We start from the raw sequence: 17,900 nt of genomic DNA, 5'->3' as shown, positions 1-17,900 counted from the left end.
TCACGCCCTGTCCGCGACGCGCTCGCCCAGCAGACCCTGCGGCCTGACGAGCAGCACGAGGATGAGGAGGACGAAGGCCCACACGTTGGACCAGGCACCGCCGCCGAGCTGCTGCATGCCGGGGATGTCCTGGATGTAGGCGATCGAGAGGGACTCGGCGATGCCGAGGACCACGCCGCCGACCATGGCGCCGTAGATGTTGCCGATGCCGCCGAGGACGGCCGCGGTGAAGGCCTTGAGGCCGAGGATGAAGCCCATCTCGAAGTTGATCTGGCCCTTGTCGAGGCCGTAGGCGACCGCGGCGACGGCGGCGAACGCGGCACCGATGGCGAAGGCCATGACGATGATGCGGTCGGTGTTGATGCCCATCAGCTTCGCGGTGTCCGGGTCCTGCGCGGTGGCCTGCATGGCGCGGCCGCTGCGGCTCTTCGAGACGAAGACGCCGAGGGCGAGCATGCACAGCGGGGCGAGGACGAGGACGAAGGCGTCGGCGCGCTGGATCGAGAGGTTGTCGAGCAGCTGGAAGGCCTCGCCCTTGAACTCGGGGAAGCTGACGGCCTTCTTGGCGTCCGGGTAGAACTGCCAGACCAGCTGCTGGAGCGCGATCGACAGACCGATCGCGGTGATGAGCGGGGCCAGCCGGGGTGCGTTGCGCAGGGGGCGGTAGGCGAAGCGCTCGGCGGCGGTGGCGACGGCCACGGAGGCGATCGCACCACCGACGATCATGAGCGGGATCGCCACCAGCAGGGACGTTCCGCTCGGCAGAGCGGTGTAGGTGGTGAGGGCGCCGAAGCCCCCGATCATGAAGATCTCGCCGTGGGCGAAGTTGATGAGCTGGACGATGCCGTAGACCATGGTGTACCCGATGGCGATGAGGCCGTAGAGGGCACCGAGGGCCAGACCGTTGGCCAGCTGTTGCGGCAGTTCGTTCACCGCAGGCCTCCGATGAGCTTGTCGGATAAGACTCCGCGCGAGGGCGCTGTTTGCGCCCTCGCGCGGCTTCGGTTCAGTTGGTGCGGGGCTCCCGGCCCGGGGCCGGGACGGTGCTTACTGGTTGAAGGTGTCGCTCTTGACGTCGATCCACTTGCCGCCCTCGACCTTGTAGACCGTGAGCTGCTTGTTGGTGGTGTCGCCGTACTCGTCGAAGGAGACCTTGCCGGTCACGCCGTCGAAGGACACCTTGCCCAGGGCCTCGGTGACCTTGGCACGGGCGTCGGTCGGGACCTTGCCGCCGTTGGCGGCGACGACGGCCTTGACGGCCTGGATGATCGCCCAGCCGGCGTCGTAGGAGTAGCCGCCGTAGGCCGCGTACGGGTCCTTGTAGCCGGCCGCCTTGTAGTCCTCGATGAACTTCTTGGCGGTCGGGAGCTTCTCGACCGGGTAGCCGATGGAGGTGGCCAGGTCGCCCTCGTTGGCCTCGCCGGAGGCGCTGATGAAGGCCGGGTCGTAGATGCCGTCGCCGCCCATGACGGGGATCTTGGCGCCGGTCTTCTTGATCTGGTCGGAGAGCAGGCCGCCCTCGGGGTACTGGCCGCCGAAGTAGACGGAGTCGGCGCCGGAGGACTTGACCTTGTCGGCGGTGGAGGAGAAGTCGGTCTCCTTCACGGTGACGTGGTCGGTGCCGACGACCTGGCCGCCGAGGCGCTTGAACTCGTCGGTGAAGATCGCCGCGAGGCCGGCGCCGTAGGTCTGCTTGTCGTCGACGACGTAGACCTTCTTCTTGCCCGCGTCCTTGAAGAGGTACTGGGCGGCGAACTTGCCCTGGACCACGTCGGTGGCGGCGGTGCGGAAGTAGGTCTTGAAGGGGCGCTTGAACTCGCCCTTGCCCCAGTTGTCGCCCTGGGAGAGGGACGGGTTGGTGTTGGCCGGGGAGACCTGCGCCAGGTTGGCGGCGGCGAAGACGCCCTGCATCTGCTGGGAGACGCCCGAGTTCAGCGGGCCGACGACGCCGATGACGTCCTTGTTGCCGACCAGCTTGGTGGCGTTGGCCTGGCCGGAGGCCGGGACCGCCTGGTCGTCGAGGGCCTCGAGCTTGAAGGTGACGCCCGGGACTTCCTTGTTCTTGTTGGCGGTCTGGACCGCCAGGTCCACGGAGTTCTTGATGCCCTGGCCCAGCGCGGAGAGCGAACCGGTGAGCGGCGCGTCGACGCCGATGACCACGGTGGTGCCGCCGCCGGCGCTGTCGCCGCCGCCCTTGCCCTCGTCGCGCGAACCGCAGGCGGTGAGGGTGAGCGCACCCGTGGTGAGGACGCTGGTCAGGATGAGCAAAGAACGGTGTCGCACGAAGGTTTTCCTTTCCCTGGCGCGGCCCCCTCGAGCTGAGGCGGTGCCGTGAAGCTGTGGAGCTGAGAGGTGCCGTTTTCGATGCCGGGCCGTACGGGGGTGGAGCGGGCCGTGCAGAGCAAGCGCCCGGCGGCGCGGTGACTGGCCGTGACTCTAAGCGCAGCCGGGGAAGGACCGGGAGCGCCGAGGGGATGATGTGACTGTCTTGTTATGCCGACAGGGGGAACCGGTGTGCGGGCCGGGGGCAAAGTCGGGCACATCGGTCCGTAGTGCGGTGTTCACATGCTGAGAACGCCCAGAGAACGCCCAGTTCGGCTAAGGGGCTTGAGCGCTTCATGGTGCTGACGAGATCATTGCGGGGGTCTCCGGATATCGGACACCCGCCCTGACCTCAGCGGACGGAGCGGCTGACCGGAACGCTCCGCTCCGCCGTGGATGCCAACCCGTGGGAAGGTCACGCAGAGTCACGACGGGCTTGGCCGGGAACCGCTGGTGGGTACGCGCTGTTCGCTGGGCGGTCGCCAGTTCTCCGAACTGCCCGTCGCGCCCTTCGCCGCCTCGCACCTCCGCCGGGTCTCGCGGTCGGTCAGCGCGAAGGCCGCCGGGCGACCCGCCCGACGCTCCTCCGCCCGCGCCGCGACCAGGACCTCGTCGTGGATCTCGTACTGCTCGTTGGACATCCCCTTCTGCTCCCAGTCGAGCCCCGCCCACTTGCTGCCCTTCAGAGCCTCTTTGACCCAGTACGACACGAGACTTGTGCACACGTCCGCGGGTGAACTCGCGGTCGGCTCCGGATCGCGGGGCCGCTCCGGGGTCCCCGCGCAGCCCGCCGACAGGGCCAGAACGCAGCCGGCCAGGGCCGCGGCGAGCGCGGCCCCGGCCGGGCGGAAACCCTGACGGATCACGGCAGTCGGACGTACGGCTTCAGGAAGTCGCGGGCGCCCGGGGTGTCGAGCCGGTACACCACGTTCGTGGCGTAGCAGGGGGTGTCACCGGTGATCGTGGTCGCCACCAGGGTGAGCCGCCCGCCCAGCGTGGCGAAGTTCGGACCGCCCGAATCCCCGTAGCAGGCACCGCCGTTGCCCTGCGGCGCGGTCATGCCGAGCCGGATCCAGGCGTCGTTCAGCGCGTCGAAGGTGACCGGCGCCTTCATCCGCACCCCGCCGCCCGGGTGGGTCTGGCCGCCGGGGCCGCGCTCGGCCTCCTGGGTGCCGTAGCCGGCCACCAGGAAGGAGGTGTCGTTCAGGCCCTGCGGCCCCAGCGCGCCCAGCGCGCCCGCCTTCGGCAGCGCCGCGGGCTTGAAGCTCCAGCGCTCCGCGATCTTGGCCGCGGGCAGTTCGATCACCGAGATGTCATGGGTGTCGGCCGCCGGACCGGGGTACGCCGGGTGACTGTGCGCGACGCCCTCGACCGCCACGGCGCGGGCCACCGCCGCCGGGTCGCCCGGGTGCGCGGCGGCGGCCTTGTCGAGGCCGGCCTGCACGTCCTGGTCGAGCGAGACGTAGAAGCGCACGTTCGCCGGCCAGTCGGTGGTGCAGTGCGCCGCGGTGAGGAAGGTGTCGGCGTCGATCATGGTCCCGGAACAGACCCAGTCGACCCGGTCGGGCGTGCCGGGGTCGTCGTCGTTGTCCCAGGTCGCGACGAGGGCGCCGACCTCGGTGCGCTCGGGCGCGGGCGTCGCGTTGTACGAGTTGATCGCTGCGGACGGGATCGCGGTGGCGAGAACGGCAGCGCAGGCCGCGGCGGACACGGCGGTCGCCACGGTCGTGGTGCGTACGGCGGTCAAGAAGAACCCCTTGGTCGATGGACTCGGGTGCGAGCGGATCGGGCTTCTCCTGTGGGGGAGGCTGGCCAGTGAAGCGGCTGCCGCCCGCGAGGGCAAGGGGGCGTGACCGTAAGGGAGTTGGCATACCGGCGGGAAGGTGCGGGCGCTCGTCCGGGCCGGAACGCGCCGCGGCCCGGTACGGGAGATCCGTACCGGGCCGCGGGGGAGCGGGGCTCAGGCGCCGGCGGTGGCCGCCCGGCCCGCCGCCGGGAGGTGCTGCGCGTCCTGGCCGCCGACCTCCTTGAGCATGCAGGTCAGCCGGGCCGTGCAGACCCGCTTGTCCTGCTCGTCGGTGATGACGATCTCGTACGTGGCGGTCGAGCGGCCCCGGTGCACCGGCGTCGCCACCCCGGTCACCAGACCGCTGCGCACCCCGCGGTGGTGCGTGCAGTTCAGGTCCACGCCCACCGCGATCCGGGACACCCCGCCGTGCAGCATCGAACCGACCGAGCCCAGGGTCTCGGCGAGCACCGCCGAGGCGCCGCCGTGCAGCAGCCCGTACGGCTGGGTGTTGCCCTCCACCGGCATCGTGCCCACGACCCGGTCCGCCGAGGCCTCCAGGATCTGCACGCCCATCCGGTTGCCCAGGTGTCCGGCGGAGAACAGCGCCGGCAGGTCCACGCCCAGCGAGGCGTACTCGTCGATGACCTCCTGCGGGAACTTCACGTGCTGCTGCTCACCCATGGACGGGCTCCGTTCGTCGTCGTACGGCCGGTCTTCCACTCGCGCCTGAGCAAACGCTTAGGCGGGTGCGGATTCTTCCAGACGCACGATCACGGACTTGCTCGCGGGGGTGTTGCTGACGTCGGCCGTCGACTCCAGCGGCACCAGCACGTTCGTCTCCGGGTAGTAGGCCGCCGCGCAGCCCCGGGCCGTCGGGTAGTGCACCACCCGGAAGCCGGGCGCCCGCCGCTCGGTGCCGTCCGTCCACTCGCTCACCAGGTCCGCGTACGCCCCGTCCGCGAAGCCGAGCGCCGCCGCGTCCTCCGGGTGCACCAGGACCACCCGCCGGCCGCCCGTGATGCCCCGGTAGCGGTCGTCCAGGCCGTAGATCGTGGTGTTGTACTGGTCGTGCGAGCGCAGCGTCTGCAGCAGCAGCCGGCCCTCCGGCACCGCCGGGTACTCCACCGGGGCCGCCGTGAAGTTCGCCTTCCCCGTCGCCGTCGGGAAGCGGCGCTCGTCGCGCGGCGCGTGCGGCAGCGCGAAGCCGCCGGGGTTCGCCGCGAGGCGCGCGTTGAAGTCCTCGAAGCCGGGGACCACCCGGGCGATCCGGTCCCGGATCGTCGCGTAGTCCGCCTCGAACTCCTCCCACGGCGTCCGCGACTCCTCGCCCAGCACCGCCCGCGCCATCCGCGCCACGATCGCCGGCTCGGACAACAGGTGCGGGCTCGCCTGCGGCAGGTTGCCGCGCGAGGCGTGCACCAGGCCCATCGAGTCCTCGACCGTCACGAACTGCCGGCCGCCCTTCTGCACGTCCTTGTCCGTGCGGCCGAGCGTGGGCAGGATCAGCGCGCGCCGGCCCGTCACCGCGTGCGAGCGGTTCAGCTTCGTCGACACGTGCACCGTGAGCCGGGCCCGGCGCATCGCCGCCTCGGTGACCTCGGTGTCCGGGGTCGCCCCCACGAAGTTGCCGCCCATCGCGAAGAACACCTTCGCGTCCCCGTCGCGCAGCGCCCGGATCGACCGCACCACGTCATAGCCGTGGTGCCGCGGCGAGACGATGCCGAACTCCTTGTCCAGGGCGTCCAGGAAGGCCGGGGCCGGCCGCTCGAAGATGCCCATGGTGCGGTCGCCCTGCACGTTCGAATGACCGCGCACCGGGCACACGCCCGCGCCGGGCCGCCCGATGTTGCCCCGCAGCAGCAGGAAGTTCACCACCTCGCGGATCGTCGGCACCGCGTGCTTGTGCTGGGTCAGGCCCATCGCCCAGCACACGATGGTCCGCTCCGAGGCGAGCACCATCTCCAGGGCCCGCTCGATCTCCGCCCGGGACAGCCCGGTCGCCGCCAGCGTCTCGTCCCAGTCGGCGGCCTTCGCGGCCGCCGCGAACTCCTCGTAACCGTGCGTGTGCGCGGCGACGAACTCCTCGTCCACCGCGCCCGGCGTCTCCAGGACCAGCTTGTTGAGCAGCCGGAACAGCGCCTGGTCGCCGCCGATCCGGATCTGCAGGAAGAGGTCGGTCAGCTCGGTGCCCCGGAGCAGGCCCTGCGGGGTCTGCGGGTTCCTGAACCGCTCCAGACCGGCCTCCGGCAGCGGATTCACCGAGATGATCCGCGCACCCGCCGCCTTCGCCTCCTCCAGGGCCGACAGCATCCGCGGATGGTTCGTCCCCGGATTCTGCCCGGCCACCACGATCAGGTCCGCCCGGTGCAGGTCCTCCAGCGACACGCTGCCCTTGCCGACGCCGATCGTCTCCGTCAGCGCCGAGCCCGAGGACTCGTGGCACATGTTGGAGCAGTCCGGCAGGTTGTTCGTGCCGAACTCGCGCGCGAAGAGCTGCAGCAGGAACGCCGCCTCGTTGCTGGTGCGGCCCGAGGTGTAGAAGAGCGCCTCGTCCGGCGAGGACAGCGCCGTCAGCTCCTCCGCGATGATCGCGAACGCGCGCTCCCAGCTCACCGCCTCGTAGCGGTCGGCGCCCTCCGGCAGATACATGGGATGCGTGATCCGGCCCTGCTGCCCCAGCCAGTAGCCACTGCGCTCCGCCAGGTCCGCCACGGGGTGCGCGGCGAAGAACGCCGGCGTCACCCGGCGCAGCGTCGCCTCCTCGGCGACCGCCTTCGCGCCGTTCTCGCAGAACTCCGCCACGTGGCGCTTGTCGCCCTCCGGCCAGGCACACCCCGGACAGTCGAAGCCGTCCTTCTGGTTGACCTTGAGCAGTGTGCGCGCCGTGCGCCGCACGCCCATCTGCGCCTGCGCGATCCGCAGCGTGTGCGCGACGGCGGGCAGCCCGGCCGCCGCGTGCTGCGGGGCCGCGACCTGCGGCGCGTCCTGGACCGGGTCACCGGCGGGCGGCTTGCTGACCATCGCGCTCTCCCTTGAGCGTCCGAGCGTGTCCCTGCTGACGTACGAGGCTGTCGTACCCACCGATCCTGTCACGCCCCTCCGACAACGGACCACGCACGGGCGGTCACGGACCGGCGGCGGGGCACGGTGGACGGGAATGTCGGTCGCGCGTGGCAGGATCGTCACGTGGCCGAGACAGCAGCGAAGAAGACCGATATGACCGAAGAGAACCGCCCGCGCCTGCTCCTCATGGACGGGCACTCCCTGGCGTACCGGGCGTTCTTCGCACTGCCCGCGGAGAACTTCACCACCGCGACCGGGCAGCCGACGAACGCCATCTACGGATTCGCCTCCATGCTGGCGAACACGCTCCGTGACGAGGCGCCCACGCACTTCGCCGTCGCCTTCGACGTGTCCCGCAAGACCTGGCGCTCCGACGAGTTCCCCGAGTACAAGGCGAACCGCTCCAAGACCCCCGACGAGTTCAAGGGCCAGGTCGAGCTGATCGGCGAGCTGCTCGACGCCATGCACGCGCCGCGCTTCGCCGTCGAGGGCTTCGAGGCCGACGACGTCATCGCCACCCTCGCCACCCAGGCCGAGGCCGAGGGCTTCGAGGTCCTCATCGTCACCGGCGACCGGGACTCCTTCCAGCTCGTCACCGAGCACACCACCGTGCTCTACCCCACCAAGGGCGTCTCCGAGCTGACCCGCTTCACCCCGGAGAAGGTCCAGGAGAAGTACGGGCTCTCGCCCTCCCAGTACCCGGACTTCGCCGCCCTGCGCGGCGACCCGTCCGACAACCTGCCGGGCATCCCCGGCGTCGGCGAGAAGACCGCCGCGAAGTGGATCAACCAGTTCGGCTCCTTCGCCGAGCTGGTGGAGCGCGCCGAGGAAGTCAAGGGCAAGGCAGGCCAGAACTTCCGTGACCATCTGGAGTCGGTGAAGCTCAACCGCCGTCTCACCGAGATGGTGCGCGACGTCGAGCTGCCCAAGACCGTCGCCGACCTCGCCCGCGCGCCGTACGACCGCACGGCCGTCGCGCTTGTCCTCGACACCCTGGAGATCCGCAACCCCTCGCTGCGCGAGCGCCTCCTCGCGGTCGACCCCGGCGCCGCCGAGGAGACCGCGCCCGCGCCCGCCCCCGGCGTCGAGCTCGACTTCACCGTCCTCGGCTCCGGCGGCCTCGCCGACTGGCTCGCCGAGCACGCCGACGGGCCGCTCGGCATCGCCACCGTCGACAGCTGGGCCCTCGGCACCGGCAACGTCAGCGAGGTCGCCCTCGCCGCCGCGGGCGGGGCCGCCGCCTGGTTCGACCCGACCGAGCTCGACGAGGCCGACGAGAAGGCCTGGTCCGCCTGGATCGCCGACCCCGAGCGCCCCAAGGTCATGCACAACGCCAAGGGCGCCATGCGGGTCTTCCCCGAGCACGGCTGGAGCGTCGCCGGCGTCACCATGGACACCGCGCTCGCCGCCTACCTGGTCAAGCCCGGCCGCCGCTCCTTCGCCCTGGACGCCCTGTCCGTCGAGTACCTCGGGCGCGAGCTCGCCCCCGCCGCGGCCGCCGACGGGCAGCTCGCCTTCGGCGCCGACGACACCGCCGAGGCCGAGGCCCTGATGAGCCAGGCCCGCGCCGTGCTCGACCTCGGCACCGCCTTCGAGGAGAAGCTCGCCGAGGTCGGCGCCAAGGACCTCCTCCACCAGGTCGAGCTGCCCACCTCGGAGCTGCTCGCCCGCCTGGAGCGGCACGGCATCGCCGCCGACCGCGACCACCTGGAGGCCCTGGAGCAGCAGTTCGCCGGCGCCGTGCAGCAGGCCGTGAAGGAGGCGCACGCCTCCGTCGGCCACGAGTTCAACCTCGGCTCGCCCAAGCAGCTCCAGGAGGTCTTCTTCGGCGAGCTCAACCTGCCGAAGACCAAGAAGACCAAGACCGGCTACACCACCGACGCCGACGCCCTGGCCTGGCTCGCCGGCCAGACCGAGCACGAGCTCCCGGTGATCATGCTCCGCCACCGCGAGCAGGCCCGGCTGCGCTCCACCGTCGAGGGCCTGATCAAGACCGTCGCCGCCGACGGGCGCATCCACACCACCTTCAGCCAGACCGTGGCCGCCACCGGCCGCCTCTCCTCCACCGACCCCAACCTGCAGAACGTGCCGGTGCGCACCGACGAGGGCCGCGCCATCCGCCACGGCTTCGTCGTCGGCGAGGGCTTCGAGGCCCTGATGACCGCCGACTACAGCCAGATCGAGCTGCGGGTGATGGCCCACCTCTCCGAGGACGAGGGCCTGATCGAGGCCTTCACCTCCGGCGAGGACCTGCACACCACGGTCGCCTCGCAGGTCTTCGGCGTCGAACGGTCCGCCGTCGACGCGGAGATGCGCCGCAAGATCAAGGCCATGTCGTACGGCCTGGCGTACGGGCTCTCCGCCTTCGGCCTGTCCCAGCAGCTCGGCATCGACCCGGCCGAGGCGCGCGGACTGATGGACACCTACTTCGAGCGCTTCGGCGGCGTCCGCGACTATCTGCGCCGCGTCGTCGACGAGGCCCGGGCGACCGGCTACACCGAGACCATGCTCGGCCGCCGCCGCTACCTCCCGGACCTCAACAGCGACAACCGCCAGCGCCGCGAGGCCGCCGAGCGCATGGCGCTCAACGCCCCCATCCAGGGCACCGCCGCGGACATCGTCAAGGTCGCCATGCTCGACGTCGACCGCGCCCTGACCGAGGCCGGCCTCGCCTCCCGGATGCTCCTCCAGGTCCACGACGAAATCGTCCTCGAACTCGCGCCCGGCGAGCGGGAGCAGGTCGAGTCCCTGGTCCGCGACCGCATGTCCAACGCCGTCTCGCTGCGCGCCCCGCTCGACGTCTCGGTCGGCGTGGGCCGCGACTGGGACTCGGCGGCGCACTGACAGGACGCGGGGGCGGGGCGCCGCGACGGCGCCCCGCCGCCGGGGCCGCCCCCGGCGACGGTCAGCGCGGTCCCGGCCGGGCCTCCTCCGGGGTACGGGCCGGGGCCCGCGAGCCGACGGCGGCCGGGGAACCGGAAGCCGCCGGGGCCGCGGGGCGCCGCAGCACCCGGAGCCCGGCCCCGTACAGCAGCACGCCCGCCAGCAGCCCCGACCCGGCGCCGAAGCACAGCGTCGGAATGAGGTCGACGGGCGTCCCGATCCCGCCCCAGTACGCGTAGAAGCGCAGCACCCGCTGCACCGCGCCCACCACCACGCACCCGCCGATCACCGCCGCCGCGAGCAGCAGCCCGCGCCGGCCGAGCACCGGGACCCGGGCCGGCACCGGAGTGTCCCGGGGCAGGGAACGCAGCGCGCGCAGCGAGAACCAGCAGAGCAGCGCCAGCGCCAGCGCCGAACCCCCGTACTGCGCGTAGAAGTAGACGGGAAAGCCCGCCACGACCTCGCCGAGCACCGGGATCACCCGGGTGCCCCAGCGGTCGAGATGGGTGAAGGCGTCCCACACCACGTGCGTCGTCGCGCCGAGCGCCGCCGACAGCGCGAACCACCCGGCGAGCGCCGCCGGACGCCGCTCCCGCCACGGCCGGCCGCGCAGCACCCCGTACACCCGGCCGCGCCACCGCCCCGGCAGCAGCGCCACCAGCGGCTCGCGCACCAGCAGCCACAGCCCCACCAACGCCGCCGTGATCAGCACGTCGACGGTGACGACGCCGGGGAAGGAGTGCGTGACGTCCCCGAACCGCATCGCGCCCGGCACCACCGAGGCGGCGAAGTAGGTGAGGTCGGGGGAGAAGGACCCGGCGACCAGAGCCGAGGCCACCAACGGGCCCCGGGCCGTGCCTCCGCGGCGGAGGCCCGGCAGGACCGCCGCGGCATGACTGAGTGTGAACGGCACGGAACTCCCCCTCGATCCGACGTGCCACCCCAGTATTCAGGACCGTCCCCGTGAGAAAGCCCTGGCGGCCAAGTAGTGACGAAACAGTGAAACACGGTCAGCACGCGGTGTTCGGCCGACCGGAGTTGGCATAGGGTTCGGCGGGTCGGAGCCGCGCGGGGAGCGCGGAGGGCACACCCGGGGAGGGACCACACGTATGGCAGCGCACTTGGGCCGCCGGCTGCGCAGGGGAGCCACCAGCGGTGCGGTCGTGGCCGCCGCGGTCGCGGCGCTGGCCGCCTCGCAGGCACCGGACACGACGCAGCCGCCCACCGACGGCGCGAGCGGTGACCTGCCGATCGGCGCCGGCGACACGACGACGCCCCCGAACGGCTCGGCCTCCGGCAACTCGCCCTACTACACCGAGCTGCCCCCGCTGAACACCCCCAACAAGCCCGGCCAGCCCACCCATCTGCCGCTGGTCACCGGCCCCGGCGAGGCCGGCATACCCGCGACCGTCCACGCCGCCTATCTGCGCGCCGAGCAGTCGATACGCTCGACCGACCCCGACTGCAACCTGCCCTGGCAGCTCCTCGCCGGCATCGGCAAGGTCGAGTCCGGACAGGCGAACGGCGGCAACGTCGACGCCAACGGCACCACCAAGTCCCCGATCCTCGGCCCCGTTCTCAACGGTGTCGGCTTCGCCGACATCAGCGACACCGACGGCGGGCTGTACGACGGCGACACGAAGCACGACCGGGCGATCGGCCCGATGCAGTTCATCCCGTCCACCTGGAAGACCTGGGGCCAGGACGCCAACGGCGACGGGAAGAAGGACCCGAACAACATCTACGACGCGGCCCAGGCCGCCGGTCTCTACCTCTGCGCCAACGGGCGCAACCTCGCCCTCCAGGCCGACCTGGACCAGGCGATCCTCAGCTACAACCACTCCACCGAGTACCTCCGCACGGTGCTCTCCTGGTTCGAGTACTACAAGCGCGGAAGCCACCAGGTGCCCGACGGCACCGGTCCGCTCCCCGGCCACCGCAGCGACGACCCGGTGACCACCCCGGCCGGCACCCGCCCGCTCCCGACGAGCCCCGCGTCGCCGAAGCCCACCCCGTCCAAGCCGGCGACCCCGAAGCCGACGCCGTCCACGCCGGCGCCGACGAAGCCCACCAACCCGCCGGTCACCGACCCGGCGAGCCGGGTGACCCGGATCTCCCGGGACGGCGCCACCACGCTGACCGCCCGCGCGGGCAGCGGCTTCGTCACCCGGCCCGCCGTCCTCGCCGTCGACGCGGCCGGCAAGCCGGTCGCGGGCGTCCCGGTGCGCTTCCGGATCGTCGGCGAGACCGACACCCGCTTCGCCGCCGGCGCCCGCGAGGTCGCCGCCGTCACCGGGACCAACGGCAAGGCCCTCGCCCCCGCCCTCACGGCCGGCGAGCAGACCGGCACGTTCACCGTCAGCGCCTCCGTGGTCGGCCGCTCCCTGACGGCGGCCCAGTTCACCGCGACGGTCACCGAGCGCTCCGCCGACGCCCTCACCCGCCTCGACGCCAAGGAGCTCTCGGCCGTCACCGGCGGCAGCTTCGCCGACCGGGTGCGGGTCAAGGCCACCGACGGCGGCACCGTCGCCTCCGGGGTCGCCCTCACCGCCACCTTCGTCACCTCGGACACCGACCCGAAGCCCGCCACCGACGGCCCCTTCTTCAAGGCCGCCGACGGCACCGCGGTCCGCACCCTCACCGGTCTGAAGACCGGGGCCGACGGCACCCTCACGCTGCCGGACGTCTACGCGGGCGAGGTGACCGGCACCTTCACGCTGCGCCTCACCGCACCCGGCGGCGGCACGGTCACCGTCACGTTCACGGTCACCGCCCCGGCCCCCGAGCCGACCCCGACGCCCACGCCGACCCCGGCCCCCTCGGAGTCCGAGGCCGGCACCCCGACGCCCACGCCGGCAAGCTGACCGCCCGCTTCCCCGCGCCCCCGGGTCCGCTCCGCCGGACCCGGGGGCGTCCGCGTTGCGCGTGCGACCTGTTCTCATCTCACGGCCGCGTTGCTACGGTGCCCCCGCCCTGACGATGTATCAGATCGAGCGCCGGGAGGCCGACCTTGCGTGCCCTTGCCGCAGCCGTCATCGGACTCGTGCCCGTCCTCCTGTTCGTCCTGCTCGTCTCCTTCGTCGACCTGCCGCCGGACGGCCCCACCTCGCCGCGGCCCCTGCTCACCACCGACCCCGGCCCCAAGAAGTGAGGGGCCGCCCCATGCGCCGCCGAGCCAGCCTCGTCCTGCTCGCCTTCGCGGTCTTCCTCGCCGCCATGGCCCCCACCCTGCGCTGGTACGCCTTCCCCCGGCTCGCCAAGATCCCGCCGAACCAGTACCAGGAGACCGTCCTGGAGGCGAAGCCCGCGACCCTGCTGAACTACTCCACCCTCAAGGCCGAACAGGTCGAGAAGATCACCATCGTCCAGACCCTCAAGGGCAACGTCGAGGAGTCGAGGAGGATCGAACGCGACGCCGGCCGCGACGTCGTCGTCTGGGACTCCCTCTCCTATGTCATGGGCCCCGACGGCACGATGGTCTCCAAGATCCCCGAGCGCTACGTCTTCGACGCCCACACCCAGGACCCCGTCCACGCCACCGGCGAGATGGTCGACGGCGACCCGGTCCGCCGCGAGGGCATCGAGTTCAAGTGGCCCTTCCTCACCGAGAAGCGGGACTACCAGTACTTCGACGCCCAGACCCGCACCTCCGCCCCCATCCACTACCGGGGCACCCGCACCTTCCGCGGCCTGGAGGTCTACTACTTCGAGCAGACCGTCCCCTGGACCAAGGTCCCCATGCCCAAGACGATGCCCGTCCAGGGCATCACCCCCGAGGTCCTGGCCAAGACCGGCCTCACCCGCTGGTACACCACCCGGCGCATGTTCTGGGTCGACCCCGTCACCGGCGCCCCCGTCAACGGCGAGGAGATCCACCGCGAGGAACTCCGGGGCGCCCGGGCCCTCATGGGCCAGGACACCGTCACCGTCTTCGCGGGCCACGTGAAGATGCGCGAGGACTACGTCACCTCCGTCGTCGACCTGGTCAAGAGCAACCGCCTCATGGTCCTCCTGCTCGTCCGCTACCTCCCCTGGAGCTTCACCGTCCTCGCCCTCCTCCTGCTCGCCCTCTCCCTCTGGCTCGAGGCCCGCTCCCGCCGCCCCGCCGGCGAGCCCGGCCCGGCCCCCGGCGCCGGCCCGGACCCCGCCCCCGTCACCGCTCCCGCCTGAGCCGGGCGCTGGTGTGCCGGGTCGGCTCCGCCGCCGAGGGGTCCTCCGGCCACGGGTGCTTCGGATACCGCCCCCGCAACTCCGCCCGCACCGCCCGGTACCCCTCCCGCCAGAACGAGGCCAGGTCCGAGGTCACCGCCGCCGGCCGCCCGGCCGGCGACAGCAGGTGCACCAGGACCGGTATCCCCGCCACCCGGGGCGTCCGCGCGAGCCCGAACATCTCCTGGAGCTTCACCGCCAGCACCGGCCGCTCCCCGCCGTACTCCACCCGGATCCGCGAACCGCTCGGCACCTCGATCCGCTCCGGCGCCAGCTCGTCGAGCCGCCCCGCCTCGCCCGTCGCCCACGGCAGCAGTCGGCGCAGCCCCTCGCCCGCGTCGATCCGCCCCAGATCGGCCCGCCGGCGCGCCCGCGACAGCTCCGGCTCCAGCCACTCCGCCGCCCGGCCCAGCAGCGCCTCCTCCGACACGTCGGGCCACGGCTCGCCCAGCACCCGGTGCAGAAACGCCAGTCGGCTCCGCAGCTCCACCGCCTCCCGCGACCACCGCAGCAGCCCCGTCCCCTCCCGGCGCAGCCCATCGAGGAGAGCCGCCCGCACCAGCTCCGGATCCGCCGCGTCCCGCAGCGGCCGGACCGTCAGCTCCACCGCCCCCAGCCGCTCCACCGACCGGGCCACCACGTCCCCGTCCTCCCAGCGGACCTCCTCGCCCGAGCGCAGCAGATGCCCCGCCGCGCGCCGCGCCACCGCCTCGTCCACCACCGCCGCGAGCCGCACCCGGGCCACCGCGCTCTGCACCGTCCGGTCCGCCACCGCGACCGCCAGCCACGGCGCCGACCGCAGCCCCGAACCCTCCGCCAGCCGCGCCCCGGTGCCCGACACCATCAGACAGCCGCCCTGCTCCCGGGCCCGCGCCACCCGCTCCGGGAACGCCAGCGCCGTCACCAGCCCCGCCACCGCGTCCTGGTCGCCGGCCCCCGCCGCCGCGCCCGAGCCGCCCGAGCCGCCCGAGCCGGCCGCGCCGCCCGCGGCCTCGGCCGCCGACCGCTCCAGGCGCCGGACCTCCGCCTTCCAGCGCGCCCCGTACCCGTCGGCACCCCGGCGCGCCTCGCGCCAGGCCGCCGCCAGATCGTCCCCGTACTCCCTCGGCGGCTCCTCGCTCAGCAGCGCCACCACCTCCGCCGCCCGCCGGGCGCCCACCTCGGGCGCCCCGTCGAGGAGCGCCCGGCCGAGCCGCGGATGCAGCCCGAGCCGGGACATCCGCACCCCCCGCTCCGTGGCCCGGCCCTCCTCGTCCACCGCACCGATCGCCGTCAGCACCTGCCGGGCCGCCGCCATCGCCCCGGCAGGCGGCGGGTCGAGCAGGGCGAGGCCCGACGCGGAGGGATCGCCCCAGCACGCCGTCCGCAGCGCGAAGTCGGTCAGATCGGCGACCCTGATCTCGGGCGCCGGGAACCGCGCCAGCCGTCCGTCCTCCGCCGTCGACCAGCAGCGGTACACCGTCCCGAAGGCCTCGCGCCCGGCCCGCCCGGCGCGCTGCGTCGCGACCGCCGCCGACACCGGCACGGTGGCCAGCGAGCCCAGCCCCCGCGCGTGGTCCATCCGAGGCTCCCGGGACAGCCCCGAGTCCACCACGATCCGCACCCCCGGCACGGTCAGGCTCGACTCCGCCACCGAGGTCGTGAGCACCACCCGGCGCCGCCCGCCCGGCCCGCCGCCGCGCAGCACCGCGTCCTGCACCGACGCCGGCGCCCGCCCGTGCAACTGCAGCACCTCGGCGTCCAGGTCCGCCAGCAGCCCCGCCGTCCGGGCGATCTCGCCGGTGCCCGGCAGGAAGCACAGCAGGTCGCCCTCGTGCCGCTCCAGGGCCTCCCGCACCGTCCCCGCCACGTGCCGCAGCAGCGCCGGGTCCACCCAGGTGCCGTGCGCCGGCCGCACCCCGGCCGGCGGCGGCGCGAAGTGGATCGCCGAGCCGTGGCCCTGCCCCTCCGCCCACACCACCGGCGCCGGGCCGCTGCCGTCGAGCACGGTCAGCAGCTCCGCCCAGGCCGCCGCGTCGCTCGTCGCCGACGCGGCGATCAGCCCCAGCTCCGGCCGCAGCGTCGCCCGCACGTCCACCAGGAACGCGAGGGCCGTGTCCGCGTCCAGGTGCCGCTCGTGACACTCGTCCAGCAGCACCGTGTCCACCCCGGCCAGCTCCGGGTCCCGCTGGAGCCGCTGGAGCAGGACGCCGGTGGTCACCACCTCGACCCGGGTGCCCGGACCGGCCCGCCGTTCCCCGCGCACGGAGAAGCCGACGGCTCCGCCGACCTCCTCGCCGAGCAGCCAGGCCATCCGCCGGGCGGCGGCCCGCACCGCCATCCGGCGCGGCTCGGCCACCAGCACCCGCCGCTCCGGCCCGTCCCCTATGAGCCCCGCGAGGGCCAGCGGGACCAGCGTGGTCTTGCCGGTCCCGGGCGGGGCGTGCAGCACCGCCGTGCCGCGCTCGTCGAGCGCGGTCAGCAGCTCGGGGACGGCATGGCGGACGGGAAGCAGATCGAGTGCGTCGTTTCGGATCACGCGGTCAGTCTCGTACGTCGGGCCGGCCCGGTGCGCGCCGTTGTCCACAGGCCCGCCGATTCATATGACAAATCGAGCGAGCGCCCCGCCGGCGCGCGGGCCCTCCGGTCTGATCCGAAAGAACCCTCCGGTCTGATCCGGAAGGAACGACCTAGTCGGCGCGCTCGCACACGAAGATCGCCGTGCCCGGGATCAGGTTCCCGCGCAGCGGGGACCAGCCGCCCCACTCCTGGTCGTTCCAGGACGGCCACTCCGGCTCCACCAGGTCCACCAGCCGGAAACCGCCGGCCACCACGTCCCGCACCCGGTCCCCGATCGTCCGGTGGTGCTCCACGTAGACCGCGTTCCCCCGCTCGTCCTGCTCGACGTAGGGCGTCCGGTCGAAATAGGAGGCCGCCACCGACAGGCCCTCCGGTCCGGGCTCGTCCGGGAACGCCCAGCGGATCGGGTGGGTCACCGAGAACACCCAGCGCCCGCCGGGCCGCAGCACCCGGTGCACCTCGCGGAACACCCGTACCGGATCGGCCACGAAGGGCACCGCCCCGTAGGCCGAGCACGCCAGGTCGAAGCTGCCGTCCCGGAACGGCAGCGCCCCCGCGTCCGCCTCGACCAGCGGCACCCCGCCGCCGATCCGCAGCGCGTGCTGCAACTGCCGGTGCGAGAGGTCCAGGGCCACCGGCCGCGCCCCCTGGGCGGCCAGCCAGCGGGAGCACTGCGCCGCGCCCGCGCCGATCTCCAGGACGTCCCGGTCCTTCAGCGAGCCGGCCGGGCCGAGCAGCCCGGCGGCGGCCTCGTCGAGACCCTCCGGTCCCCACACGAACCGGTCGTCCCCGAGGAAGGCGCCGTGCTCGCTCTGGTACTCGTCGGCGTTGCGGTCCCACCAGCCGCGGCTGGCCCGGCTGCTCTCCGCTTCCCCGGCGTCACGCCGGGTGGCCTCCGCCTCGTCCTCGGGCCCGTCTTCGTGTCCGTACTCTTGGTTCATCTCGCCCGTCGATGTAGTTTGCGCTCAGAGCCGCGCGCGTAGATGCGGGCGGCCTCCCGTGGCCAGGATGGCCTGGGCCGACATGAGTTGTGCCGGATATGCGGCGATCCGCCCCGGGTGCGCGCTTCGCGCAT

At 73.1% G+C, this 17,900-nt stretch carries 13 protein-coding genes; 4 read left to right on the top strand and 9 right to left on the bottom strand.

Going from position 1 to position 17,900, the window contains the following annotated elements:
• The 6 genes from ACIGW2_RS17440 to ACIGW2_RS17415 form a co-directional block, all read right to left on the bottom strand.
• On the bottom strand, nucleotides 1-933 hold the full coding sequence (locus ACIGW2_RS17440; RefSeq protein ID WP_361588169.1) for a branched-chain amino acid ABC transporter permease: 933 nt from the start codon (nucleotides 931-933) through the stop codon (nucleotides 1-3).
• Between the two features lie 114 nt (nucleotides 934-1,047).
• Nucleotides 1,048-2,283: a branched-chain amino acid ABC transporter substrate-binding protein gene (locus ACIGW2_RS17435; RefSeq protein WP_391655207.1), complete on the bottom strand. Its 1,236-nt coding sequence runs from the start codon at nucleotides 2,281-2,283 to the stop codon at nucleotides 1,048-1,050.
• A gap of 464 nt (nucleotides 2,284-2,747) precedes the next feature.
• The gene (locus tag ACIGW2_RS17430) at nucleotides 2,748-3,188 is read right to left on the bottom strand and encodes a hypothetical protein (protein WP_391655208.1); all 441 of its coding nucleotides are present in this window, start codon (nucleotides 3,186-3,188) and stop codon (nucleotides 2,748-2,750) included.
• Nucleotides 3,185-4,069: a trypsin-like serine protease gene (locus ACIGW2_RS17425; RefSeq protein WP_399844324.1), complete on the bottom strand. Its 885-nt coding sequence runs from the start codon at nucleotides 4,067-4,069 to the stop codon at nucleotides 3,185-3,187. The genes ACIGW2_RS17430 and ACIGW2_RS17425 overlap by 4 nt, the downstream gene beginning before the upstream one ends.
• A gap of 213 nt (nucleotides 4,070-4,282) precedes the next feature.
• Nucleotides 4,283-4,792: a PaaI family thioesterase gene (locus ACIGW2_RS17420; RefSeq protein ID WP_391655210.1), complete on the bottom strand. Its 510-nt coding sequence runs from the start codon at nucleotides 4,790-4,792 to the stop codon at nucleotides 4,283-4,285.
• Between the two features lie 57 nt (nucleotides 4,793-4,849).
• Complete coding sequence (locus ACIGW2_RS17415; protein WP_399844322.1) at nucleotides 4,850-7,132, bottom strand: FdhF/YdeP family oxidoreductase; 2,283 nt, start codon at nucleotides 7,130-7,132, stop codon at nucleotides 4,850-4,852.
• 165 nt (nucleotides 7,133-7,297) lie between these two features.
• Here ACIGW2_RS17415 and polA point away from each other — a divergent pair, with 165 nt between their 5' ends.
• Nucleotides 7,298-10,018 (top strand): DNA polymerase I, encoded by a 2,721-nt coding sequence (gene polA / locus ACIGW2_RS17410; RefSeq protein ID WP_391655212.1) that lies wholly within the window; start codon nucleotides 7,298-7,300, stop codon nucleotides 10,016-10,018.
• Between the two features lie 61 nt (nucleotides 10,019-10,079).
• On the opposite strand, the gene ACIGW2_RS17405 is transcribed toward polA, so the two are convergent.
• A complete protein-coding gene (locus ACIGW2_RS17405) occupies nucleotides 10,080-10,970 on the bottom strand; it encodes a DUF4184 family protein (protein ID WP_391655213.1) in 891 nt (296 codons plus the stop codon).
• 196 nt (nucleotides 10,971-11,166) lie between these two features.
• Here ACIGW2_RS17405 and ACIGW2_RS17400 point away from each other — a divergent pair, with 196 nt between their 5' ends.
• The 3 genes from ACIGW2_RS17400 to ACIGW2_RS17390 all read left to right on the top strand — a co-directional run bounded on the left by ACIGW2_RS17400 (nucleotide 11,167) and on the right by ACIGW2_RS17390 (nucleotide 14,227).
• Complete coding sequence (locus tag ACIGW2_RS17400; protein ID WP_399844319.1) at nucleotides 11,167-12,921, top strand: lytic murein transglycosylase; 1,755 nt, start codon at nucleotides 11,167-11,169, stop codon at nucleotides 12,919-12,921.
• A 146-nt stretch (nucleotides 12,922-13,067) separates the two neighbouring features.
• Nucleotides 13,068-13,208, top strand: a complete 141-nt coding sequence (locus ACIGW2_RS17395) for an SPW_0924 family protein (protein WP_356067135.1) — start codon at nucleotides 13,068-13,070, stop codon at nucleotides 13,206-13,208.
• An 11-nt stretch (nucleotides 13,209-13,219) separates the two neighbouring features.
• Complete coding sequence (locus ACIGW2_RS17390) at nucleotides 13,220-14,227, top strand: DUF3068 domain-containing protein (RefSeq protein WP_399844317.1); 1,008 nt, start codon at nucleotides 13,220-13,222, stop codon at nucleotides 14,225-14,227.
• On the opposite strand, the gene hrpB is transcribed toward ACIGW2_RS17390, so the two are convergent.
• Both hrpB and ACIGW2_RS17380 read right to left on the bottom strand, forming a co-directional pair.
• Entirely contained in the window at nucleotides 14,211-16,784 is a 2,574-nt protein-coding gene (hrpB, locus tag ACIGW2_RS17385) for an ATP-dependent helicase HrpB (RefSeq protein ID WP_399844315.1), read from the bottom strand. The two genes, ACIGW2_RS17390 and hrpB, sit on opposite strands and share 17 nt — an antisense overlap.
• A gap of 151 nt (nucleotides 16,785-16,935) precedes the next feature.
• Nucleotides 16,936-17,766: a class I SAM-dependent methyltransferase gene (locus ACIGW2_RS17380; RefSeq protein WP_361588152.1), complete on the bottom strand. Its 831-nt coding sequence runs from the start codon at nucleotides 17,764-17,766 to the stop codon at nucleotides 16,936-16,938.
• Nucleotides 17,767-17,900 lie beyond the last annotated feature (134 nt).

The organism is Streptomyces sp. NPDC053541, from assembly GCF_044544705.1.
Lineage (GTDB): Bacteria > Actinomycetota > Actinomycetes > Streptomycetales > Streptomycetaceae > Streptomyces.
The sequence above is the reverse complement of the archived record's forward strand: the minus strand, read 5'-3'. Positions and strand labels throughout refer to the sequence as shown.

Excerpts from the sequence above, each read along its gene's own strand:
- ACIGW2_RS17420 (WP_391655210.1), bottom strand. The coding sequence starts at position 4,792 with ATGGGTGAGCAGCAGCACGTGAAGTTCCCGCAGGAGGTCATCGACGAG.
- ACIGW2_RS17390 (WP_399844317.1), top strand. The coding sequence starts at position 13,220 with ATGCGCCGCCGAGCCAGCCTCGTCCTGCTCGCCTTCGCGGTCTTCCTC.
- ACIGW2_RS17415 (WP_399844322.1), bottom strand. The coding sequence starts at position 7,132 with ATGGTCAGCAAGCCGCCCGCCGGTGACCCGGTCCAGGACGCGCCGCAG.
- ACIGW2_RS17380 (WP_361588152.1), bottom strand. The coding sequence starts at position 17,766 with ATGAACCAAGAGTACGGACACGAAGACGGGCCCGAGGACGAGGCGGAG.
- ACIGW2_RS17400 (WP_399844319.1), top strand. The coding sequence starts at position 11,167 with ATGGCAGCGCACTTGGGCCGCCGGCTGCGCAGGGGAGCCACCAGCGGT.